General features: G+C 63.9%; 21 protein-coding genes. 4 read left to right on the top strand and 17 right to left on the bottom strand.

Translation table 11 applies throughout. The features are described from left to right. Position 1: 1 nt before the first annotated feature. From queE to QZT63_RS13835, 16 genes are all read right to left on the bottom strand, one after another. Complete coding sequence (gene queE / locus QZT63_RS13910) at positions 2-664, bottom strand: 7-carboxy-7-deazaguanine synthase QueE (RefSeq protein ID WP_290652092.1); 663 nt, start codon at positions 662-664, stop codon at positions 2-4. A gap of 9 nt (positions 665-673) precedes the next feature. Further along, positions 674-1,492, bottom strand: coding sequence for a tol-pal system protein YbgF (gene ybgF, locus QZT63_RS13905; RefSeq protein ID WP_290652091.1), 819 nt, complete (start codon positions 1,490-1,492; stop codon positions 674-676). Between the two features lie 45 nt (positions 1,493-1,537). Next, positions 1,538-2,107 (bottom strand): peptidoglycan-associated lipoprotein Pal, encoded by a 570-nt coding sequence (pal, locus tag QZT63_RS13900; protein ID WP_290652099.1) that lies wholly within the window; start codon positions 2,105-2,107, stop codon positions 1,538-1,540. Positions 2,108-2,181: 74 nt separating this feature from the next. Next, on the bottom strand, positions 2,182-3,471 hold the full coding sequence (gene tolB / locus QZT63_RS13895) for a Tol-Pal system beta propeller repeat protein TolB (RefSeq protein WP_290652090.1): 1,290 nt from the start codon (positions 3,469-3,471) through the stop codon (positions 2,182-2,184). Further along, positions 3,468-4,529 carry a cell envelope integrity protein TolA gene (tolA, locus tag QZT63_RS13890; protein ID WP_290652089.1) on the bottom strand — a complete coding sequence of 354 codons (1,062 nt, stop codon included), beginning with the start codon at positions 4,527-4,529 and terminating at the stop codon, positions 3,468-3,470. The genes tolB and tolA overlap by 4 nt, the downstream gene beginning before the upstream one ends. A gap of 2 nt (positions 4,530-4,531) precedes the next feature. Continuing rightward, positions 4,532-4,933 carry a protein TolR gene (tolR, locus tag QZT63_RS13885; RefSeq protein WP_290652088.1) on the bottom strand — a complete coding sequence of 134 codons (402 nt, stop codon included), beginning with the start codon at positions 4,931-4,933 and terminating at the stop codon, positions 4,532-4,534. 35 nt (positions 4,934-4,968) lie between these two features. After that, a complete protein-coding gene (tolQ, locus tag QZT63_RS13880; protein WP_290652087.1) occupies positions 4,969-5,673 on the bottom strand; it encodes a protein TolQ in 705 nt (234 codons plus the stop codon). Next, positions 5,663-6,073, bottom strand: a complete 411-nt coding sequence (gene ybgC / locus QZT63_RS13875; protein ID WP_290652086.1) for a tol-pal system-associated acyl-CoA thioesterase — start codon at positions 6,071-6,073, stop codon at positions 5,663-5,665. Before ybgC ends, tolQ begins: the two co-directional genes overlap by 11 nt. A gap of 262 nt (positions 6,074-6,335) precedes the next feature. Continuing rightward, positions 6,336-7,697 carry a sigma 54-interacting transcriptional regulator gene (locus QZT63_RS13870; RefSeq protein WP_290652085.1) on the bottom strand — a complete coding sequence of 454 codons (1,362 nt, stop codon included), beginning with the start codon at positions 7,695-7,697 and terminating at the stop codon, positions 6,336-6,338. A gap of 29 nt (positions 7,698-7,726) precedes the next feature. Next, positions 7,727-8,302 carry a hypothetical protein gene (locus QZT63_RS13865; RefSeq protein ID WP_290652084.1) on the bottom strand — a complete coding sequence of 192 codons (576 nt, stop codon included), beginning with the start codon at positions 8,300-8,302 and terminating at the stop codon, positions 7,727-7,729. Continuing rightward, complete coding sequence (locus QZT63_RS13860) at positions 8,299-9,744, bottom strand: ATP-binding protein (protein WP_290652083.1); 1,446 nt, start codon at positions 9,742-9,744, stop codon at positions 8,299-8,301. Before QZT63_RS13860 ends, QZT63_RS13865 begins: the two co-directional genes overlap by 4 nt. A 15-nt stretch (positions 9,745-9,759) precedes the next feature. After that, positions 9,760-10,812 carry a Holliday junction branch migration DNA helicase RuvB gene (gene ruvB / locus QZT63_RS13855; protein WP_290652082.1) on the bottom strand — a complete coding sequence of 351 codons (1,053 nt, stop codon included), beginning with the start codon at positions 10,810-10,812 and terminating at the stop codon, positions 9,760-9,762. A gap of 43 nt (positions 10,813-10,855) precedes the next feature. Then, a complete protein-coding gene (ruvA, locus tag QZT63_RS13850) occupies positions 10,856-11,440 on the bottom strand; it encodes a Holliday junction branch migration protein RuvA (RefSeq protein ID WP_290652081.1) in 585 nt (194 codons plus the stop codon). Then, on the bottom strand, positions 11,437-11,943 hold the full coding sequence (gene ruvC / locus QZT63_RS13845; RefSeq protein WP_290652080.1) for a crossover junction endodeoxyribonuclease RuvC: 507 nt from the start codon (positions 11,941-11,943) through the stop codon (positions 11,437-11,439). Before ruvC ends, ruvA begins: the two co-directional genes overlap by 4 nt. A 10-nt stretch (positions 11,944-11,953) precedes the next feature. After that, positions 11,954-12,697, bottom strand: a complete 744-nt coding sequence (locus QZT63_RS13840; RefSeq protein ID WP_290652079.1) for a YebC/PmpR family DNA-binding transcriptional regulator — start codon at positions 12,695-12,697, stop codon at positions 11,954-11,956. Positions 12,698-12,837: 140 nt separating this feature from the next. Continuing rightward, positions 12,838-13,881 (bottom strand): patatin-like phospholipase family protein, encoded by a 1,044-nt coding sequence (locus tag QZT63_RS13835; protein ID WP_290652078.1) that lies wholly within the window; start codon positions 13,879-13,881, stop codon positions 12,838-12,840. A gap of 590 nt (positions 13,882-14,471) precedes the next feature. Between QZT63_RS13835 and pabB the strand changes: the two genes are divergently transcribed. From pabB to phaR, 3 genes are all read left to right on the top strand, one after another. After that, positions 14,472-15,836: an aminodeoxychorismate synthase component I gene (gene pabB, locus QZT63_RS13830; RefSeq protein WP_290652077.1), complete on the top strand. Its 1,365-nt coding sequence runs from the start codon at positions 14,472-14,474 to the stop codon at positions 15,834-15,836. Between the two features lie 226 nt (positions 15,837-16,062). Continuing rightward, positions 16,063-17,241, top strand: a complete 1,179-nt coding sequence (locus QZT63_RS13825) for an acetyl-CoA C-acetyltransferase (protein ID WP_290652076.1) — start codon at positions 16,063-16,065, stop codon at positions 17,239-17,241. A gap of 63 nt (positions 17,242-17,304) precedes the next feature. Then, positions 17,305-17,841 carry a polyhydroxyalkanoate synthesis repressor PhaR gene (phaR, locus tag QZT63_RS13820; RefSeq protein ID WP_290652075.1) on the top strand — a complete coding sequence of 179 codons (537 nt, stop codon included), beginning with the start codon at positions 17,305-17,307 and terminating at the stop codon, positions 17,839-17,841. Between the two features lie 760 nt (positions 17,842-18,601). On the opposite strand, the gene QZT63_RS13815 is transcribed toward phaR, so the two are convergent. Continuing rightward, entirely contained in the window at positions 18,602-20,047 is a 1,446-nt protein-coding gene (locus QZT63_RS13815) for a M48 family metalloprotease (protein ID WP_290652074.1), read from the bottom strand. Between the two features lie 327 nt (positions 20,048-20,374). Between QZT63_RS13815 and QZT63_RS13810 the strand changes: the two genes are divergently transcribed. Next, the gene (locus QZT63_RS13810) at positions 20,375-21,490 is read left to right on the top strand and encodes an AI-2E family transporter (protein ID WP_290652073.1); all 1,116 of its coding nucleotides are present in this window, start codon (positions 20,375-20,377) and stop codon (positions 21,488-21,490) included. The last annotated feature ends 217 nt before the right edge of the window (positions 21,491-21,707 follow it).

Below are 21,707 nucleotides of genomic sequence, written 5' to 3'. Positions count from 1 at the left end.
GTCAGCGTCCCGGGACATCGCCCCAGAGCAGTTTATGCAGCTGGACCTGGAAGCGCACCGGCAGGGCGTCGGCGACGATCCAGTCGGCGAGCTCCCGCGCACTGAGTTGGCCGAAACTGGGAGAGAACAGGACCTCGCAGCGCTCGGCGAGGGCGTGGTTCCCGAGCACCTCACGGGACCAGTCATAGTCGGCGCGGTCGCAGATGACGAACTTCACCTGGTCGTTACCTTCCAGCAGATCAATATTGCTCCAGAGGTTGCGCCGGCACTCCCCGGAGGCAGGGGTCTTGAGATCCACCACCCGGCTGACACGGGAATCAATGCCGTCGATGGCCATGGCGCCGCTGGTCTCCAGAGACACCTCGTGCCCGGCATCGACCAAAGCCTGGAGCAGGGCATGACAACCCTTTTTCTGCGCCAGGGGTTCGCCACCGGTCACGGTGACGTGTCGGCTGCCATACTGCTGCACGGTTGCCAGAATCTCCGGCAGGGATCGGGCCGCACCGCCGTGGAAGGCATACGCCGTATCGCAGTACTGGCAACGCAGGGGACACCCGGTGAGACGCACAAACACGGTGGGCCAGCCCACGGTACGGGCTTCTCCCTGAAGGGAATGGAAAATCTCAGTGATTCGCAGCCGGACTGTGTTCGCGGTTTCGTTCATGATTGCTGGTCAGCGGCCTTCGTCCTCCATCATTTCCAGACGGTTACCGGCAAGGCTGGCGGTGGTCGTGTTGGAGTATTCGTCGCGCACGGTTTCGAGCAGCCTCCGAGCTTCGTCCCACTCTTCGCGCTCGTAGTGGATATAGCCGGCCTTCAGCAAGGCGTCCGGGTGCTTGTCGCTGTCGGGGTCGTCGACGATCACCTGGAAGTGCTCCATGGCCTCGTCGAACTCCTGCACCACGTAGTAGGTCTCCGCCAGCCAGTAGCGGGCGTTGTCGGCGTAGTCGCTGTCCGGGTGGCTCTCCAGGATCTCGCGGAAGCCGTCGCCGGCGCGCTGGTAATCGCCGTCCCGCAACAGCGAGAACGCTCGTGAGTAGGCGTCGGCCGCCTCGGCGTCGGTGTCTGCATCGGGTGTCCCGGTGTCCTCACCGGCGACCGCGGCATCCAGCGTCGGCGTCTCAGGGACCACTGGAGCCATGCCGTCACCGTGGGTCGGTGTCTCGGGTGCGGCCGCGGCCGCTTGCTCCAGCTCCATGAGGCGATCGTCCAGGTCCTCGAACAGGTTACGCTGCTGGCGCTGCACCTCCTCGAGCTCCCGGTTCATGGATTCCACTTCACCGAGCAGCTGGGAGATGTTCCGCTGCAGGCGTTCCTGGCGGTTGCTCAGCTCGGCGAGGGCGCCGGAATCCAGGAGCCGTTCGATGCGATGCAGGCGGCGCTCGATATCGTCGTCTGCTGTCGCCAGCGGTGCAGCCAGCACCGCACTTAAAACGACGGCAAGGATACCGGAGCCGACACGGTGATCGTTGGCGCGTGGGAGGGCATTCATCAGGGTACCTATCCAATCGGCGGCCCTAAAGGCCGCCACTGCTGCTTATCGCGTGTATACGAGTTCCGCCCGGCGATTTTCCGCATAGGCATCTTCGCTACTCGCGGAGTTCACGGGGCTCTCTTCGCCGTAACTCACGACTTCGAGCTGGTCGTCGGTGGCGCCGCTGAGCACAAGAACGCGCTTGACCGCCTGCGCCCGACGCTCACCGAGGGCCAAATTGTACTCACGCGCGCCACGCTCGTCGGTATGTCCTTCGATCGTGATTCGCTGCCCCGGGTGGTCGGCCAAAAAATCGCCGTGTGCTCTCAGTATGGGCATATCCTCGTCGCGAATCACGCTGCTGTCAAAAGCGAAATACACGATGCGCTTGTTGATGGGGCTGTCCGGATCCTCCAGGGCTTGCCGCAAATCCTCGCCGGTCAGCTCGTCCCGGTCACGCACGCCGCGCGCTTCGGCTGCCCGGCGTAGCTCTTCGCGTGCCTGCGCGCGCTCTTCTTCCGTCATTTCATCAGGGTCTTCGACCCGCTCTTCCTCCTCACCGGGTGTGGCGCAGGCCGTGAGGATGAGCGCAAGGGCCGCGATCAGCAGCCAGGGGGAAAACAGGTGTCGCATGCTTGACATGATTATCGTCCTCTCGCGTCTTGGCTTGTTCTATTCAGGTCTTTTAATCAGCTCCGTCGTGGATGTCAGTCCGGAGACCAGGCCGGTTCCCGGAGCGTAAGCCCCTCAGTGGCCATGATGTTTCGCGCCTCGCCGTAGAGGGAGACCGTACCCAGCACGCCGACGCCATTCTGCCGCGTGGCATAGACCACCATGTCGCCGTTGGGTGCAAAGCTCGGACTCTCGTCGTGCGGGCCTTCGCTGAGAATGCGGAAGCGGTGACGCTCCAGATCCTGGACGGCCACCCGGAAGCCATTGTCGCTCCGATGGATCATGGCGAGCTGGTCACCGTTGGGAGAAATGTCCGGCGAGGCGTTGTAGTTGCCCTCGTAGGTGATGCGCTGGACATTGCCGCCATCGGCATTCACCCGGTAGATCTGCGGGCTGCCGCCCCGGTCGGAGGTGAAATACAGGGACTCCCCGTCCGGCGACCAGGCTGCTTCGGTGTCGATCGCATAATGATCCGTGATCCGGGTCGTCTCACCGCTGTCGATGTCCAGAGCGTAGATGTCCGTCTGGCCGTCGCGGGAGAGAGTGACCGCGAGGCGCGTGCCGTCCGGCGACCAGGCCGGTGCGCTGTTCAGCCCGCGGAAGCTGGCGACATTCTGCCGCTCCCCGGTGCCGATATCCTGAACATAGATCTCCGAGCGCCGGTCCTCGAAGGAGACGTACGCCAGGCGCTCGCGATCCGGGGACCATGCCGGCGACAGCAGTGGCTCAGGGGAGGTGAGGATGGACTGCGGGTCATGGCCGTCGGCATCGGCCACAATCAGCTGGAATTCCCGCTCGTCACCCTGCTCGTCGATGGCGACGTAGGCCACCCTGGTGTTGAAGGCGCCGGGCCGGCCGAGAAGCTCCTCGTAGATGCTGTCGCTGATCACGTGCGCCAGCGAACGCAGGGCAGGCCGAAACGCGTTGAAGCTGCGGCCGATCAGGCGCTCGCCGGTGAACACGTCCAGCAATTCGAAACGGATCTGGTAATCGGGGCCATTGCGCCGGCCCTCGCCCACGACCAGGCTGTCCACCCCAAGGGCCCGCCAGTTCTCGAAGCGCACGTCGTCGCTACGCGTGGGGTTGTCGATGAATTCCTCCCTGGGTAGCGGATCGAACTGACCGCTGCGCAGGAGGTTGTCGCGGATAATGCCCGCCATGTCCTCGGGCAGTGCCTCGCCGTGGTCGCCAAAGTCCGCTACAGCGATCGGCAGTGCGGCCTCCGCGCCGCGGGTGATCTCCACCACCAGCTCGGCCTTCGCAAGCCCGGGCAGCATGCCCAGTGTCAAGGCCGTCACGGCCAGTGCTTTTAATGATCCATTCATGGTTGTCTGTCCGGGTTGAATCGGAAAACGAAGTGCTCCAGCCCGGCACGCTGGAACACCTCCTCGTTGTCGGGAACGCTAAGCGGCGAGGCGCGCCGGATGGCATTCTCCGCCGAGCGATCAAATGATGTACTGCCACTGCTGCGCTCAATCGTCGTGCTGACGACATCACCGTTGGGACGCAGCCGCACGCGGACATCGGCGGTCAGGCCTGCCTCCGCACCGGGTGGGCGCGACCAGGCATCCTCCACCTCTCGCTGCCAGACGGCCTGCAGCCGACTAATGGCACGCTGTGCCTGTCGTTCAAGCTGCTCTTCCTGCGCCTGGCGCTGCAATTCCGCTTCGCGCTGGCGTCGGGCCTCTTCCTCCTCTTCGCGCCGCTGGCGTTCGGCTTCCTCCCGGCGCCGGCGCTCCTCTTCCTCGGCCTGGCGCTGGCGCTCCAGCTCTTCCTGGCGTTCGCGCTCGCGGCGCGCTTCCTCTTCTTGCCTGAGCCGCTCGGCCTCCGCCTCCTGCCGCCGGCGCTCCTCCTCGGCCTCGCGCTCGGCTTGCTCCTGGGCACGCCGCTCGGCCTCTTCTTCCTGCCGGCGCCGTTCCGCTTCCGCCTCGCGTCGTGCCTGTTCTTCCGCCTCCTGCTGTCGGCGTTCCTCTTCGCGTCGTGCCTGTTCTTCCGCCTCCTGCCGCCGGCGTTCCTCTTCGCGCCTCGCCTGTTCCTCGGCCTCCTGCTGCCGGCGCTCTTCTTCGAGACGTGCGCGTTCCTCCGCTTCGCGCTGGCGCTGTTCCTCCTCCTCGCGCCGGCGCTGCTCTTCGGCCTCCTGGCGCTCGCGCGCCTGCTCGGCTTGCCGCGCGGCGGCTTCCTCGGCTCGGCGTCTTTCCTCAATCGGCGCCATCACCTGCTCTTCGTCGAGGACCACAGCGTCAATGATCTCCGGGGGCTCCTGCTGTTGCGTAACGGAAGGCCCCGCAAACTGCACGAACAGGACGCTAAACAGCACGGCATGCGCCACCACGGAATAGAGCACGTACCGTACAGATGCCAATTTCGTGAGCCAATCGCCCATCGTCACCCATCATCCGACGGGGGGCGCGTCATCAGGCCGACCTTGGGGGCCCCCGCCTGTTGCAGCATGGACATGGTATCGAGCACGCGCCCATAGGGCACCTGCTCATCCCCGCGCACGAGCACTGGCGTGCCCGGGCTGTTGCGCATCACGCGGCCAACCAACTCCGTGACGTCCGCGCGGCCGACGGGTTCATCCGGATCCGCTCCGATGCTGACCAGCAACTCGCCCTCACGGGTCACGGTCACGATCACCGGGTCGTTTTCGTCCTGCGGCAGCGGTTCCGCCTCCACGCGGGGAAGCTCCACGTCAACGCCCTGGTAAAGCAGCGGCGCTGTGACCATAAAGATCACCAGCAGCACGAGCATCACATCGATATAGGGAACGACGTTGATCTCCGACATGGGCTTACGTCTGGCACGATGGGCACGGCGCATCGTCAACCCCGCCTTTCCTGGGTCTGTTGCGAGGCCTGCGTGTGTGCGTGGCGCTGCAGAATACTGATGAACTCTTCCATGAATGTCTCATAGCGACCGCAGAGCCGTTCCACGGAGCTGGCGTAGCGGTTATAGCCGATGACGGCCGGAATGGCTGCGAACAAACCCAGGGCCGTGGCAATCAGGGCCTCGGCGATGCCTGGTGCGACCGTGGCCAGCGTTGCCTGTTGCTGCGCGCCCAGCGCACGGAATGAGTTCATGATACCCCATACCGTGCCGAATAGGCCGATGTAGGGGCTGGTGGAGCCGACGGTGGCCAGAAAGGGCAGATAGGCTTCCAGGTCGTCCTCCTCGCGCGAGAGGCTGATCCGCATGGCCCGCTGCGAAGCCTCCACCTGCGCCTCCGGTGAGGCGCCCTGCTTGCGCATGCGCGAGAATTCCCGGAACCCGGCGCGGAACATCCGCTCCATGCCACCGTTGGCCTCTTCCGATGAGCCCACGCGGGCGTAGATTTCCGCCAGATTGCCCCCGGACCAGAAGCGATCCTCGAATTCCTCGGCGGAGCGGGTCGCGCCGCTGACCACGGAGCGCTTGCGGAAGATCAGTGCCCAGGACGCCACGGACGCCAGCACCAGGATCAGCATCACTGCCTGAACCAAAATACTGGCTTCCAGCACCAGCTGGAGGATGGACATCTCACCTTGCATGCTGCATCTCCGCTCGAATGGTCTTGGGGATGGGCCGGGGTCTGAATTGTTGGCTATCGATGCACGCGAGCGTCAGTGCTGCGTCGCACAGCAGACTCTGCCGGTCTGCTTCGAGTATCGCCTGCTGGAAGCGAATGCTGGCTCCCCGTGCCTGAGTCATGGCGCAGGTTACGGTGAGCCGATCGTCGAATCGGGCCGGTTGATGAAACCGCACGGTCATGTCGTGGACCACAAAAAGCAGCCCCTGTTCACGCCGCAGCCGGTCCTGATTAAAGCCCAAATTACGCAGCCATTCCGTGCGGGATCTCTCAAAGAACCTTAAATAATTCGCGTGATAAACGATGCCACCGGCGTCGGTGTCCTCGTAGTAGACCCGAACGGGCCAGCTGAATTCAGTCAATGTCTCTTCCACCCGTACCGTCGCACTGGCTGTCTGCTACCCCCAGCCATCGAGGTGCCTGGCGATTGCGCGAAAACCGGGCGAACACAATGTAAAGACAAGCCGTGCGACCGGCAAGGGTCGATGCGCCGCGAGGGGGTGATCGTGTGTCGTCAAATGCCGACGCTATTACCGTGTTTGCCTCGTTCGCCCTGATGCCAGTGGCTTCCGGGCCGTCGCCATAGGGAGACAGCCCGGGGCGGATCAGGACCGACAGACCGGTCTAGTGGTCCTGGGCCTTGAACAGGGACGGATCGATGTGGTGGCGATGCAGTAGCTTGTAGAATTCCGTGCGGTTTCGGCGGGCTAGCCGGGCGGCCTGGCTCACATTGCCGCCTGTCGTCTGCAGCAGCCGGGCGAGATAGTCTTTCTCGAAACGCCGGCGCGCGTCGGCGAAAGGCACGATCGACCCCGGCTCGTCCCGCAGGGCGGACTGGACCAGACTGTCGGGGATCACCGGCGTGGTGGAAAGGGTTACGGTCTGTTCCACAACGTTGTAGAGCTGGCGCACATTGCCGGGCCACGGGGCACTTACCAGACGTTCCATGGCCTCCGGTGCGAAGCTGCGCGCCCGCTTATCATATTTGTGCGCCAGCGCCTGCAGAAAGTGGTTCACCAGCAGCGGAATGTCTTCCCGCCGCTCTGCCAGGGCCGGCAGTTCCAGGGACACAACGTTGAGCCGGTAGTAGAGGTCTTCCCGGAAGCGGCCCTCTCGCATTTCGTCGTCCAGTTGCCGGTGAGTCGCCGAGATGATGCGCACGTCAACGGACACCGACGCCGTGGCGCCGACGGGGCGGACCTGGCTTTCCTGCAGCACGCGGAGCAGCTTCACCTGCAACGGCTGCGGCATGTCGCCGATTTCGTCGAGTAGCAGCGTGCCGCCGTCCGCCGCCTGGAACAGGCCCTGATGGTCCTGTGTCGCGCCGGTAAACGAGCCCTTGCGATGGCCGAACAGTTCGGATTCCAAAAGCGGTTCGGGGATGGCGCCGCAGTTGACGGCAATAAAGGGTTTATCCCGCCGCCGGCTGGCGCGGTGGACGGCCTGCGCCAGCAACTCCTTGCCAGTCCCGCTGTCGCCGCGGATAAAGACGCTGGCGTCGGAGTTCGCCACCATGCGCGCCTTACTGAGTACGTCCTTCATCAGCGCGCTGCGGCACAGAATGTGCTGGCTCCAATCGTCGTCCGCCGGCACGCGGTCCTCGCTGGTGCCGCCGGAGACTTCCAGGGCAACTGCGACCTGCTCGAGCAGCTTCTGGCTGTCGAAGGGCTTGGTGACGAAGCTGAAAACGCCACGTCGGGTGGCTTGCACGGCATCCGGAATGGAACCGTGGGCGGTCAGGATGATCACCGGCAAGGTCGGGTGATTTTCATGAATGGCTTCGAACAACGCCAGACCATCCATGCCGCCCATGCGCAGGTCCGTGATGACCACGTCCGGTCGTGCCGCGGACATGTTCGCCAGGGCCTCTTCGCCGCTGCTCGCGGCGGTGACCGTGTAGCCGGCGGATTTCAACCGTATCGAGAGCAGCCGGAGCAGGCCTGGGTCGTCATCCACGAGAAGTATGCTGCGCCGCTCCATCGTCATGTCCTCTTGGGGAATCGGTCGATGATTACTTAGTCCCGGTTGCGCTCAAGGATGCTGCGTTCGATGGCCTTAAGGGCCTCAAGCTGCCCCTCGAGCGCGCGGTTGAGAGCCTCTTTCTGATCCAAAGCGTGTTCGAGTTCGGCAACGCGCGACTCCTTGGCAGCACGGTGCTCATGTGCCTCATGCAAGACGAATGCCAGGGCTGCGCGCGCCGGTCGTTTGTCCGTGGCCTCTCGGCACTGGGCCACCCCTTGCATAACGGTGTTGGGCAACTCGCCGTTTGGCTCCAGGCGGGTGGAGACCAGGGCCAGACGGACATGGTTGTCCGTGCACCTGGCGTCGTCGATGGATGCCCGTAAACGTTGGTCTTCAGCGCGCAGCGCCGTCGGATTCATGGCCTCAACCATCACAGCGTAGTTGAGAAGGTCGTCACCGAGGTCTGTGGCGTCTTCTTCCGGCGACACGTGGCAATAGTCCGCCGTCTCGCATAACCGCTCCGTAATCGCCTGACAGCCGCCGAGCAGCGGCAGCAGGAGCAGGAGGGCCAAATGGCGATGGGTCCGCGGGGAGCGCGAGCCTGTGAGCTGCAGTTGTGCGTGTGTCATGACGTTGTGTGATTTGCCTTCAGGGGCAGTTCCACCCGAATCCGGGTTCCTCTGCCTTCTGGTGTATCCACTTGAATGCGTCCACCATGGGCTTGCGTGTAATCCTTGGCAATAGATAGCCCCAGGCCCGATCCTTTAACGTAGCCTCTGGCCCGGATGCTGCCCTGGAAGAAGGCATCGAAGACCGCCTCCTGTTCCCCGGCTGCAATCCCAGGGCCCTGATCCGACACACTCAGTATGACGTGTTCGCCCTCGCGGACCAATACGACCCGAATTCGCCCCCCCGTGGGGGAGAACTTAACGGCGTTCGACAGCAAATTGTCGACAATGGTCCGCAGCTTCTCCGGGTCCGCCTGTACGTGCAGATCCTGGAGTCGGGTCTCGAGGCGGAGATCCTTTGAGAGCATGGCCGGTTTGTGGTTGCGCGCCACTTCGTCAATTAGAGGTGCCAGGCGGGTACGGTTGATATCGAGTCGTGTCGCCGTGTCAGTCGCCATGCTGAAGTTGAGCAGGTCCTCGATCAGGCGCTGCAGCTGCTGGGTATTGCTGGCGAGGATTCGGGCGATGTCCTGCTGCTCTTCGTTGAGTTCACCGACGGACCGCTCCTTGAGAAGGTCTGCGCCTTCCCGGATCGCGGTCAGCGGTGTTTTGAGTTCATGGGACACGTGGCGCAGAAAGCGGGCCTTCTGCTCCTCGAGCTCCAGCAGCCGCTGACGCAACCACTCCAGGCGCTCGCCGACGTACTGCAGGTCCTGGGGGCCTGAGACGTGGACGGGGTGTTGGAAGTCGCCGTCGCCGAGGCGGCGGATGATCCGATCCAGCTGCCGGACCGGCCGGGTGATCAGTGTCGTGAAGATCGCCACGGACACGAATGTCAGCGGTGCCAGGGCAATCGCGAGCCAGAACAGCACCTGCTGTGCGCGCGCCGCGGTGTCCTGCATGGTAACCACTTCCCGGTCGACCATGCGGTTACTGCCCGAGAGCACCTCCTGGCCAAGCTGGTTGAGCGCCATGAACGCATGGGTCAGTTCGATCTGCTCGGGTCCGGGGGGGGTGTTTGCGGCAATCCGTGCGACGATGGCCTCTTCGGCATCGACAAAATCGTCCACGAGGTCTCGGTGTTCGTCGTCCAGCGGCAGCCGATGCAGTCGCTCCACGGTCTCTTGAAACTCCTCGTGGGCATCTTCCACGCTCTCCAGGAACTCTTGTTCCTCGAGAATTCGGTACTGGCGGCCGCTGCGCTCTATGGTGGTGATCAGGTCGATGAGTTGGCGGCTGGCGGTGATCGCCTGGACCGCCTGGTAGACGGCATGCTGGCTTTGATTCGCCAGCCGATCCACGTTCAGCCACGCATAGCCGAGGGCCATGATCAGCGGCAGGCTGACGAAGCCGAACCCGTAGAGGGTCAGCTTCAGGATGGATTTGGGCTGATACAGACTCATGCCGGCGGGTGCTCGTCAGGGGTCGGTAAAACCGGAGAATAGGTCCCCGGAGGGCGCTTGCGCGGGGGGCGGCGGGGCCAGCCCGAAATGGCGGAATGCGCTGGGCGTGGCCATGCGGCCGCGAGGCGTGCGCATCAAGTATCCGCGCTGAATCAGAAACGGCTCCAGTACTTCCTCGATGGTGCCGCGCTCCTCGCCGATCGCCGCTGCCAGGTTGTCCACACCCACCGGGCCTCCGTCGAATTTTTCAATGATGGTCTGCAGCAGCCGCCGGTCCTGCTCGTCGAACCCGGTGTCATCGACATTGAGCATGCGCAGCGCCTCATCGGCCACCGCCAGGGTGACCTGGCCGTCGGCGCGCACCTGGGCGTAATCGCGTACCCGCCGCAGCAAGCGGTTGGCGATCCGCGGGGTCCCGCGCGACCGGCGGGCAATCTCCCGCGCGCCGGCGTCATCGACTTGCAGTGCCAGCAGCCGGGCCGAGCGTATAACAATACCGGCCAGGTCCTCTTCGCCATAGTAGTCCAGGCGCTGGGTAATACCGAACCGGGCGCGCAGCGGTGCGGTGAGCAGGCCCGCCCGGGTGGTGGCACCAACCAGGGTGAACGGGGGCAGGTCGAGCTTGATGGAGCGGGCGGTGGGACCTGCGCCGATCATAATGTCGATCTTGTGGTCTTCCATAGCCGGGTAGAGCACTTCTTCGACGACGGCGCTCAGGCGGTGAATCTCGTCCACGAACAGCACATCGTGACGTTCCAGGTTGGTCAACAGTGCGGCCAGGTCGCCGGCCTTCTCCAGTACCGGGCCAGAGGTCTGGCGCAGGTTCACGCCCATCTCGTTGGCCACAATGTGGGCCAATGTGGTCTTGCCCAGCCCCGGTGGACCGAAGATGAGCACATGATCGAGCGCCTCCCCGCGCCGGCGTGCCGCCTCGATGAAGATCTCAAGTTGCTCGCGCACCGTCGGCTGGCCCACATAGTCGGCTAGCTGTTTCGGGCGGATGGCCCGGTCCAGGGCCTCGTCTTCGGGGCAGGCATTGGCGGCGACCACGCGGTCGGATTCAATCATGAGGCCTTCCTGTGCTCAATCGCCGGGCGGCTGCCCCCTGCGATCATTTTACGGATTTCTGCAAGGCCCTGCGTATGAGTTCTTCGCTCGGCAGATCGGAGTCGCCCGCGCGGCTGACCAGCTTACTGGCCTCCGCCGGTTTGTACCCCAAGGCCACCAGGGCATCGACCGCTTCGCAAACGGTGTCCTCGCCCCGCATCGTCGCTGGCGCCGCCTCGCCTGTGAACGCATTGACCCGGTCTTGCATCTCGATCACCAAGCGTTCGGCGGTCTTACGCCCGACCCCCGGCATGCGCGTGAGCCGGCTGGAATCCTGATCCTGCAGACACTGGATGAATTCGTCCACGCGCATCCCGGACAATAGCGTCAGCCCGAGCTTGGGTCCCACACCGCTCACGCGGATCAGCGCTCGGAAGAGCTGCCGCTCGCGCCCGGAGCCGAAGCCGTAGAGGCTCTGGCCGTCCTCCCGCACGACCAGGTGCGTGTGCAGCGAGACGCGCTCGCCCACGGCCGGCAGGTCATAGAACGTGGACATGGGGGCCTGGACTTCATAGCCCACCCCGTGGACGTCGATGAGCAGGTGTGGTGGCTGCTTTTCCGCGAGAATACCGGTAAGGCGCCCGATCATGGCCGTTTCCCCAGGGTGTCATGGATGCGTTGCTGCAGGGGTGTCTGATGCACGTGGCACAGGGCCACGGCCAGGGCGTCCGCGGCATCCTCGGCCAGTGCGCTCTCCAGGCGCAACAGCTGCCTGACCATATGCGCGACTTGTGCCTTGTCTGCGGCGCCGGTGCCGACCAGCGCCTGCTTGACGGCGCGTGGGGTGTATTCGGTCACGCTCAGGTCCTGGGTGACGCCGGCACAGATTGCCGCGCCGCGCGCCTGACCGAGCTTGAGCGCGGAGCCGATGTTCTTCTGCACAAACACCTGTTCCACCGCCATGATGGTGGGCTTATGTGCGCCGATGATCCGGCTCAGGTCCTGAAAAATGACCCGTAACCGCTCCGGCAACGGCGCGTCCAGGGTTCGGATGACGCCGCTGTCCACATACCGGTAGAATCCGCGCTCGGCATCGACGAGGCCGTAGCCAGTCAGGCGTGAGCCCGGGTCAATGCCGAGGACCCGTGTCATGGTGCCCGTCCTACGCCTCGGCGTAGGCCTCCTCCTCAATGTCCGCGTTGTGGTAGACGCGTTGGACGTCGTCCAGATCGTCCAGACGCTCCAGCAGTTTGATCATCTTCACCGCGTCGTCGCCGGTCAGGGTGACAGTGGTAGCCGGGCGCATGGTGACCTCGCTATCCGCCGGTTCCAGTCCGCCGGCGACCAGCCTGTCCCGCACTTGCATATAGTCCTCGGGTGACGTGATGACCTCGATGGAGTCGTCGTCATTGGTGGCGACATCCTCGGCACCGGCCTCCAGGGCCAGCTCCATCACATGCTCCTCGTCGGTCCCCGGTGCGAAGGTGAGCACGCCGGCGTGAGTGAACAGGAACGCCACGGAGCCGTCGGTGCCAAGTTTCCCACCGTACTTGCTGAATGCATGGCGCACCTCCGAGACGGTGCGGTTGCGATTGTCCGTCATGGTCTCGACCATGATCGCCGCGCCGTTGGGGCCGTAGCCCTCGTAGCGCAGCTCCTCGTAGATCGCGCCGTCATCCTCGCCGGCGGCGCGCTTGATCGCGCGCTCGATGTTGTCCTTGGGCATATTGACAGCCAACGCCCGGTCCACGGCCAGGCGCAGGCGTGGATTCGAATCCGGGTCCGGGTCGCCTATACGCGCGGCGACGGTGATCTCCCGGATCATTTTGGTAAAGACCTTGCCCCGTTTCGCATCCTGCGCCTTTTTCCGGTGCTGAATGTTGGCCCATTTACTATGACCTGCCATGCCACGCCCTCAATCGATTGCAGCTGTTGTGCAGGCGATGCGCTCGAAGGTCCGCACCGCCCGGCACGGTGCCGTCAGAGCTTAGCACGGCTCCGGAAGCCGATTAAAAACCGCAGACGGCGCGTCGTGCTGAAGGGCTTTCAACCTGTTGCCTGTATGGAACTGCGGCGCCCCAGGTGGCCACCGTTTTTTTTCAGCCAGGTTTCGGCGCAATTGCGTCCTTCGTCCCGCAGGTGGCAGAGGAAATTCCAATCCGGGTTGATCCGGCTGTTCCGGCCCATGCCCTCGGTGATGGTGCCCGTGTCGATGGTGTGCAGCCTGTGGGCCCGCCAGGGCAGGCTGTGGGGGACGGCAGCAACGCCGGTGCGCAGCATGCCCAGCAGCTCCAATTCGCGCATCACACTGGCGTTGAAGGAGATTTCGTTGGCGCGGTCAACGATCTCCGCGACACTTGTCGGGATGTCCTTGCGCTCCCGTGGCGTGAGCTGCACGAGCAACAGATCGCGTGCGTGGCACTCCAGCACCAGTGGCCACAAGGCTGGGTTCGCCGTGTAACCGCCGTCCCAGTAGTGCTCGCCGTCGATCTCGATGGCGTGGAAAAGCAGCGGCAAGCAGGCCGACGCCGCGACGGTTTGGGCAGTGAGTTCGTTGTTGCGAAACAGCCGTAACCGGCCCGTGCGCAGGTTGGTGGTGGCGACGAACAGACGCAGCCGTGGGTCAGCCCGCAGGCGCTGGAAATCGATGGTGTCCTCGAGCACCCGGACCACGGGGTTGTAACCGGTCGGGTTGAGCTGATACGGGGAGGCCATTCGGCTTAGCCTGTTCACGAGCATAAAACCCGGTGACCAGTCGCGGTTCCAGCCGCCGTGCAGCAGGTAATCCAGGGGCGTCGCCTGGAGCGGCCCCAACTGTGCCTGTTCGCTCACCGCGCGCCAGAGCTGCTCGAGGCTGCGCCGCGCCGCTTCGCGGCCGCCGGCGAGGTAACCGCTGGCAAGGGCGACGGCGTTAATGGCGCCGGCGCTGGCGCCGCTCAGTCCGTCGTAACCAATGCGCTGCTCTTCAAGTAGTCGGTCCAGTACGCCCCAGGTAAAGGCGCCATGGCTGCCTCCGCCCTGCAGCGCAAGATTGAGCCGCACCCGCGGAGCGCCGAGCCACTGGTCGTGCAGGTTGCTCAGCCAGCCCATGGCGCGGTCTCGAAATCCAGTGTGTGGTGGAGCTGGAGCCTGCGTGGCAATGGCCTGTACGCTCCCTATCGCGAAGAGCCGATCATGCGGGGCCTAAAGATAACATGCGACCATGGCCACCACCGCTACAGCTGTTGTCAAAGGGCTTTCTTCGCCCCCAGCAATGCCAATTATGGCACTAAAGCCAGCGCCTCCCGGGCGCCGACGCCGGTGCCACGGCAGGACTCCACCCCGTAGGGAGGGTTAGCGAAGCGTAACCCGCCGTCAATGACAGGGCGCCGCAGGCGCACAACGCATGCTGGGCTCGTGCGCCTTCGGCGCGGTTTGTTTAACGGTGCATTACGCTGCCGCTAATGGCACCCTACACCCTTCGATCGGCGCCGGTGTCACGGCATGGCTCCACCACATACCACCGCGGGAATGACGGCCGAGAGCCATGGGCCACGGAAGATCGGTAAAAGTTAGAATTGCTGCTACGCACCTTGCGCCTTGTACCTTTCGCCTTGTACCTTACTACCCCCACCGGACGTCCCCCGCTCACCATCTCGCCTCCACGGGGGCCCGCGGTGACCCGGAAAGGTTTCAATTTGTTGAAGTACACGGACCTGCAATACCCGGAGGATCCCGCGGCGTTATTCGCCCGGCTGCGCCAACTGCCGGGTGCCTGCTGGCTGGACAGCGGTGCCCCGGACGCGCAGGCGCGGTTTGACATCATGAGCGCCCTTCCGGGGCGCGAACTCATGCAGCAGGCCGGCGTGCTGTGGTTGCGCGAGTGGGACCGCTGGTCCCCGGTGCATGGCGATCCCTGGGTCTTGATTCGAGAGATGCTGGGTCCTGCGCAGGCGCCAGTGGACGGTTTGCCGTTCACCGGTGGCGCACTCGGCTGCTTTGGCTACGATCTCGGCCAGGCGGACGTGGTGACGATGCCGGATCAGCGCCCGACGGACGGGCTGCCGGAGCTGTATCTCGGCTTCTACGACTGTGCCCTGGTGCTCGACCATCGAGCGCGGCGTGCCGTGCTCGTGCAGCGCCCGGGTGGGCAGGCGGAGGCGGCGGCCCTGCGCGAGCGGATCCATGGCCCCGCGCCTGCCCCACCGGAACATTTCCGGGCCGAAACCCTGGCGGAAGAACCGGATCGGGAGGGCTACGGACACGCATTCCGCGCGGTCAAGGGCTATCTGCGTGATGGCGACTGCTACCAGGTGAACCTGGCGCGGGCGTTCCGCTGCGCATTCTCCGGTGACCCGTTCGATGCCTATTGCCGCTTGCGGCGCTGGACGCCGGTACCCCACGGCGCCTGGCTGGGCCTGCCGGGCGGGCAGGCGGTGCTTAGCCTGTCACCGGAACGATTCCTGGCCGTGGCCGGGGATCACGTGGAGACCCGGCCGATCAAGGGTACGCGGCCACGGCATCCCGACCCGCAGGCCGACCGCGCGCTGGCTCGTGAGCTGGCGGCAAGTCCTAAGGATCTGGCCGAGAACGTCATGATCGTCGACCTGCTGCGCAACGATCTGGGCAAGGTGTGCCGGCTGGGCAGCGTGCGGGTCCGCCAGCTTTTCGGCATCGAGACCTTTGCCAACGTGCATCACCTGGTCAGTGTGGTGGAGGGACGGTTACGCCAGGGTGTCTCGGCGAGTGAGCTGCTGCGCGCCTGCTTCCCCGGTGGGTCGATTACCGGGGCACCGAAGAAGCGGGCCATGGAAATCATCGCGGAGTTGGAGGCGAGCCGGCGGGGCCTTTACTGCGGCGCGATTGGATACTTGGGCTACGATGGCGCTATGGATACAAGCATCACCATCCGTACGGCTGTCTGTCAGGATGGGATCATGACCTATCGCGCCGGCGGTGGCTTGGTGATGGATTCGGACGAAGCCGCGGAGTACCAGGAGACCAAAGACAAAGCCCGGGCGTTTCTTCGCCTTGCCAGTGAGGGTGAAGGCTCCACGACTGCATAGGGGCTCGCGCCTGGCGCATGCGGCGTTGTTGCGAGCTGTTGCCTTGCCGGAATCTTGAGAATAACGGTGACGGGCTGCGAGTATACGTCCATGATACGGCTGTGATCGAAACGCTGGGCGTCCACGTGGCTGTGCGGCGTGGACGGCTATTTCGGTGCCGCGCCGCTTGGTCGGTGTCGGACCGTTCCCTGCGTCTTCGCGAAGACGCAATTCTGAGGAGGTGGTTATGGAAGAGGTAGTCATTGTAGCGGCGGGACGTACCGCCGTGGGCGCCTTCGGCGGTAGTCTGGCGTCATTGACGGCAGTGGAGCTCGGCTCGCAGGCGGTTCGCGGGACGCTTGAGCGCGCCGGCGTGTCGCCTGACAAGGTGGATGAGGTCATCCTCGGCCAGGTGCTCACGGCAGCAGCCGGGCAGAATCCGGCGCGGCAAACGGCCATTCATGCCGGCCTTCCGGACCGGGTTCCGGCCATCACGATCAACAAGGTGTGCGGTAGTGGGCTTAAGGCTGTCGCCATGGCCACTCAGGCAATCCGTCTCGGTGACGCGGAAGTCGTGATCGCCGGCGGCCAGGAGAGCATGAGCAGGGCGCCCCATGCGCTACCCAATTCCCGGAACGGCCAGCGCATGGGGGACTGGAAGCTGGAAGACACCATGATTCGCGACGGGTTATGGGATGCCTTCAACCAATACCACATGGGGGTGACCGCCGAGAATCTCGCCGAGAAATACAGTATTTCCCGCGAGGAGCAGGATGCCTTTGCGGCGCAATCCCAGCAGCGCGCCGTAGCCGCCATGGAGGCCGGGCGTTTCCGCGACGAGATTATTCCTGTCGAGGTGCCTCAGCGTAAGGGTAGCCCGGTGGTGGTGGATCAAGACGAGCACCCGAAGGCTGGCACCACGCCAGAGAGTCTCGCCAAGTTGCGACCGGCGTTCAACAAGGAAGGCACAGTCACGGCGGGGAATGCCTCCGGGCTGAATGATGGCGCCGCGGTCGTGCTGGTCATGTCGGCGCGTAAGGCGGACCAACTGGGGCTGGAGCCAGTGGCCCGGGTACAGGCCTACGCGAGCGCCGGGGTGGATCCTGCGATCATGGGCTCTGGCCCGGTGCCAGCCACACAGCGTTGCCTGGAGCGGGCGGGTTGGTCGGTGCCGGATCTCGATCTGGTCGAAGCCAATGAAGCCTTTGCCGCACAGGCGCTTGCCGTGGCGCGGGAGCTCAAGTGGGATATGGATCGCGTCAACGTAAACGGCGGGGCGATCGCTCTGGGGCATCCGATCGGTGCGTCGGGGTGCCGAGTCCTGGTAACCTTGCTGCACGAAATGAAACGCCGCGATGCCAAGAAGGGATTAGCGACATTGTGCATCGGTGGCGGTCAGGGGGTGGCGCTCGCCGTTGCCCGTTGATTGGTTGAGCAAAAGGCCGCGGGGGCTACTCCTCCGCGGTCGACGGCAAGGGTGAACCTGCTCATGAGCAATGACGACGTTCGCATCATCAAGAAGTACCCGAATCGCCGTCTTTATGACACGGCGATTAGCAGTTACATCACGCTTGCTGACGTCAAGCGGCTCGTGCTTGACGGCGTCGAGTTTCAGGTCGTAGACGCCAAGACGCAGGATGACCTCACGAGAACAATTCTTCTGCAGATTATCAGCGAAGAGGAGGAAGGGGGAGAGCCCATCTTCAGCAGCGAACTGCTCGCTCAGATCATCCGCTCCTACGGCGGCAACATGCAGAACCTGCTGACTGACTACCTGGAAAAGAGCATGGACATGTGGTCGGAGCAGCAGCGTGCATTGCGCGAGCAGACCCGCGACTTCATGGATGCCAATCCCATGACCATGTTAAGGCAGATCGCCGAGCGCAATCTTGATATGTGGCGTCGCATGAGCGGCCTCGACAGCGAAGGTAACGAAATGTCCGGCGGCAAGCGCAAGGACAAGAACGGCTCAGGTGGTGCCAAGGGGCCAAGTGCCGGCAAACGCCGCTCCGGCTCGGAGGAGTGACGCCATTCGGCCAGGATGAGCCGGTTCCCCCCTCGCTCTATCACTCTTTTTTCCCCCTCCCGGCAGCCAATGGCCTCGCCAGCGCGGGTCGATATGTCACCTTGCTTGCAACCCGCGGGAGGCAATGCACCGAAATGTGACGGACTCGTCAGATTGTCGGTTGACAGGTGATTCACCTGCCCCTATTCTTCACGTGAATCCATGACGCGATGCACAACCCGGCTGGCAGTGTGCGGCTGACGCCACACGACGTCAGGCGACCGTTTCCCCTTCAGGATCGGTAGAGCATGGGTTGTGCGGTGGGATTGTCGGTGCGCGCGTTGACAGACAAATTGGTCTAGCATAGTATGTTGCGCGGCAACATTCAGAGCGCAAAAAAATGGGAACTCCCGGAAGGACGTTCCCCGATCGGCGCTCTTCTTGAGTTGACTTTATTCGCTTTTGTAGTTGTCGTGTCTCGTCGTCGAGACCGGAGCGCTTAGCCAGACTTGAATTACCCGGTTCTTAATGCCCGGTTCGCTTCTCCTCCAGGCGACTTCCTAGTCGCCCTTCCCGCCCCCTCGCCTGAGGGGGTTTTTTTTGCCCGCTCCACGGAGCGTCGATGGCAACCTGCAACGGTATGCATTGTAACCTGCGCGGCTCGGCTGACAACCTTTTTTGTTGCTGCGGCGCAACAGTCTATCTACGCGAACGCGGGTGATGTTGCATCCGCGCCGCACTTGCGCGTGTGTCTCGAGAGACGCTGACCTCTGGTGGAAGATCAGTAATATCGCTCCCGTTCCAGCTCGCGCTGGATATCCTGGCGCCTGGATACGGCGCGCGAGCGTTCATGGATTTCCGCGTTCGAGGCGTTGGCGACCCGGTCTAGTTGATCCATGGCGAGGTGGAGATTGCCGCGTTGGTAGTGGTGTTCGCTCAGGGCGAGCAAGCCTTCATACCTCAGGCCGGCGCTCGTTGCTGCCTCGGCGTGCAGGCGGTAGAGCTCCGCATCGCCGCCATGTCGTTGCGTGTGTCGCCTGACCAGGTGCCGTGCGTCCATGGGGCGATCCAGGCGCAGCAACGCGCGGGCTGTGTGCAGGGTGAGTGGGTAATTGCCAGGGTACAGGTCCAGGCCGAGTTGCAGCGTCTCGAGGCCAGCCTGCGGCTCACCGGCCTCCCGCTGCACCTCGGCCAGGGCAATGTAGTAAGACACGCGCTCGCCGTCTTCTCCCAGCAGCGCCTCCAGGTCCTCCCTGGCGGCCTCCAACTGCTCATCGGCCATCTTCGCCAGCGCCAGCCCGAAACGCGCGGCAAACGCGGACTGCTCCTCGCTCGCGCCGTCCACCGCGGCGCGGAAATGGCGGATGGCATCCTTGGGTTCGTTGGACCGCTGCACAAGCATGCGCGCCCGGATCAGGCCGTAGGTGGCGCTCTCGTCCGGGGCGCTGTCCCGATACCGGCTTGCCCGCTCCCGCGACTCGGCAATCCGGGACTCCGTGACCGGGTGGGTGCTGAGGTATTCGGGTGGCTGCTGCTGATACTGCGTTGCCTCAGCCAGGCGCTCGAAAAAGCGCGGCATGCCCTCGGGATCCAGCCCCGCATCGGCCAAAATTCGGATGCCGATGTTGTCGGCCTCGCGCTCATGGTTGCGGCTGTAATTGAGCTGCTCCTGGATCGAGCCGGCAATGCCACCGATGGCCGCGGCACTGCCGAGGCTGGAGTCCTGGGTGCCCATGAGAATAGCGGCCAGGATAATCCCAAGCGTCTGCAGCCCGCCACCGCGGGAGTCGTCCAGCCGCCGCGCGATATGGCGCTGGCTTACGTGGGCGATTTCGTGAGCCATCACCGCGGCCAATTCACTCTCTGAGCGGGTGCGCTCGATGAGGCCACGGTTGATGCCGATGTAGCCCCCCGGCATGGCGAACGCATTGATGGCGGGGCTGTCTACGACGAAGAAGTTGTATGTCATATCGGGCGTGCCGGCTCGCGATGCCAGCCGCTCACCCAGGTCCTGGACATAATGCCGGAGCTCCGGATCATCCACCATCGGTACCCGGAGCCGGACCTGGCGGATCAGTTGCTCGCCAAGGCGCTTCTCCTCAGGTACCGAGAGTGCTCCGCTTGCTGCATCGCCCAGGTCAGGCAGACGCAACGACTCCTGGGCGGTCGCAGGGGTGGTGGCGACAGCCAGGAAGATGGCGAACACAAATGCGGCAGTGCGATGCACGGGATTTTTCTGCGCTCCGGTCACAGGTACACGTCGCGAACCGGCGGGGCGCGTAGGCGTAAACAGTGGCTATCGCTACCCATCGCCGACCAGCAGTCCATTCATTGTGACCTTTGGACCAGGGCGCACCAAACCCGTTCCCGATTTTCGTGCCAATGGTCCGACACGCTATCATGCTTGGCACAAAGGCAGCATCGCCGGCGGCTAGCCGCCGCAGGAATGCCGTGCAGCCTGCGGGCGCCGATGAGAGGATGGGCGCCTACTGACGTGGTGTGCAGTGGTCTTCGCTCGCCAGCGGCAACGTAGGCGGCGACCAGGGAGACATCGATGCAGTTGATACGCGAGTGGTTTCGCCGCCACTTCGACAACCCGCAAGTGATCGGCTTGGCTGTGGTGCTGCTCGCGGGCCTGGCGGCCATTGTTTTCTTCGGGAACATGCTCGCCCCCGTGCTGGCCAGCCTGGTGTTGGCCTATCTGCTCGAGGGTATCGTGCGCATCCTCGAGCGGTGGCATGTCCCGCGCTTGGCTGCAGTGACGCTCGTGTTCGTGCTGTTCTTCACCGGCCTTCTGCTTGTGTTCTTTGCGTTAATTCCGGTGTTGGTGAGGCAAATCACCCAGCTTGTCGACGAGCTCCCCAAAATCCTGAGCACGAGTCAGGAGTTGCTCATGCAGCTGCCCCAGCAATACCCGCAGCTGTTCTCGGAGCAGCAGATCGCGGACCTCATCTTTGTCATCCGTCGCGAAGCGCTGGATTGGGGGCAGACCCTGCTCACACAGTTCTCGTTTCAGTCTGTCGTGGTGGTCATCACGCTGCTGGTGTATCTGGTGCTCTTGCCCTTTCTGGTGTTCTTCTTCCTCAAGGACAAGGAGATGTTGATGAACTGGGTGACCCGCTACCTGCCGCGGGATCGCGGCCTGCTGGTCACCGTGTGGCGGGATGTGGACGCGCAGATCGGCAATTATGTACGCGGCAAGTTCCTGGAGATCCTCATCGTCTGGTTCGTGACCTACATCACCTTCTCACTGTTGGGCCTGTCCTTCGCCATGCTGTTGTCGCTGATGGTGGGGTTGTCCGTGATCATCCCTTACATTGGTGCCGCCGTGGTGACGATCCCCATTGGGCTCATCGCTTACTTCCAGTTCGGCTTCGGGGCCGAGTTTGCCTGGGTCATGATCGCCTACGCCATCATCCAGGCGCTCGACGGCAATGTGTTGGTGCCGATCATGTTCTCCGAAGTCGTGAACCTGCACCCGGTTGCGATCATCGTCGCGATTCTGTTCTTCGGCGGCATCTGGGGCTTTTGGGGCATCTTCTTCGCCATCCCCCTGGCAACGGTCATCCAGGCGGTCCTGAAGGCCTGGCCCACCGCGCCTCCGCCAGCCGTGGAAGTACAGCGGGATCCGCTGGAGTCAACCGACGAGGGCCGGTTGCCCCCGGCGTAAGCCCCACCACGCGGCGTGCCCATCACGTTCACCTGGACGCCGCACCCCGCGTCCCATCTCCTTTGCGCCCCTTCGGTTACAGGACATTAGTGTCCCGTCCCGCAAATACCGTTACGATTGTCGCGGCCCTGACGGCCCCTGGCGGCGTTGCGCCTCCTCGCCGTAGTCCCCGCTACGCCTCGTCGGCGCGCCTTGCCAGGAACCGTCAGGATCCACG

The sequence above is a fragment of the Aquisalimonas sp. genome, from assembly GCF_007120195.1.
Taxonomy (GTDB): domain Bacteria; phylum Pseudomonadota; class Gammaproteobacteria; order Nitrococcales; family Aquisalimonadaceae; genus Aquisalimonas.
The sequence above is the reverse complement of the archived record's forward strand: the minus strand, read 5'-3'. Positions and strand labels throughout refer to the sequence as shown.

What these genes read in the sequence shown, in the direction of transcription:
- QZT63_RS13865 (WP_290652084.1), bottom strand. Translation starts at nt 8,302, where the DNA reads ATGACACACGCACAACTGCAGCTCACAGGCTCGCGCTCCCCGCGGACC.
- QZT63_RS13835 (WP_290652078.1), bottom strand. Translation starts at nt 13,881, where the DNA reads ATGGGCTGGCTGAGCAACCTGCACGACCAGTGGCTCGGCGCTCCGCGG.
- tolQ (WP_290652087.1), bottom strand. Translation starts at nt 5,673, where the DNA reads ATGCAAGGTGAGATGTCCATCCTCCAGCTGGTGCTGGAAGCCAGTATT.
- phaR (WP_290652075.1), top strand. Translation starts at nt 17,305, where the DNA reads ATGAGCAATGACGACGTTCGCATCATCAAGAAGTACCCGAATCGCCGT.
- tolA (WP_290652089.1), bottom strand. Translation starts at nt 4,529, where the DNA reads ATGGGCGATTGGCTCACGAAATTGGCATCTGTACGGTACGTGCTCTAT.
- ruvA (WP_290652081.1), bottom strand. Translation starts at nt 11,440, where the DNA reads ATGATCGGGCGCCTTACCGGTATTCTCGCGGAAAAGCAGCCACCACAC.
- ruvC (WP_290652080.1), bottom strand. Translation starts at nt 11,943, where the DNA reads ATGACACGGGTCCTCGGCATTGACCCGGGCTCACGCCTGACTGGCTAC.
- pal (WP_290652099.1), bottom strand. Translation starts at nt 2,107, where the DNA reads ATGCGACACCTGTTTTCCCCCTGGCTGCTGATCGCGGCCCTTGCGCTC.
- QZT63_RS13860 (WP_290652083.1), bottom strand. Translation starts at nt 9,744, where the DNA reads ATGAGTCTGTATCAGCCCAAATCCATCCTGAAGCTGACCCTCTACGGG.
- QZT63_RS13870 (WP_290652085.1), bottom strand. Translation starts at nt 7,697, where the DNA reads ATGACGATGGAGCGGCGCAGCATACTTCTCGTGGATGACGACCCAGGC.
- queE (WP_290652092.1), bottom strand. Translation starts at nt 664, where the DNA reads ATGAACGAAACCGCGAACACAGTCCGGCTGCGAATCACTGAGATTTTC.
- QZT63_RS13810 (WP_290652073.1), top strand. Translation starts at nt 20,375, where the DNA reads ATGCAGTTGATACGCGAGTGGTTTCGCCGCCACTTCGACAACCCGCAA.
- QZT63_RS13840 (WP_290652079.1), bottom strand. Translation starts at nt 12,697, where the DNA reads ATGGCAGGTCATAGTAAATGGGCCAACATTCAGCACCGGAAAAAGGCG.
- QZT63_RS13825 (WP_290652076.1), top strand. Translation starts at nt 16,063, where the DNA reads ATGGAAGAGGTAGTCATTGTAGCGGCGGGACGTACCGCCGTGGGCGCC.
- tolB (WP_290652090.1), bottom strand. Translation starts at nt 3,471, where the DNA reads ATGAATGGATCATTAAAAGCACTGGCCGTGACGGCCTTGACACTGGGC.
- tolR (WP_290652088.1), bottom strand. Translation starts at nt 4,933, where the DNA reads ATGTCGGAGATCAACGTCGTTCCCTATATCGATGTGATGCTCGTGCTG.
- ruvB (WP_290652082.1), bottom strand. Translation starts at nt 10,812, where the DNA reads ATGATTGAATCCGACCGCGTGGTCGCCGCCAATGCCTGCCCCGAAGAC.
- ybgF (WP_290652091.1), bottom strand. Translation starts at nt 1,492, where the DNA reads ATGAATGCCCTCCCACGCGCCAACGATCACCGTGTCGGCTCCGGTATC.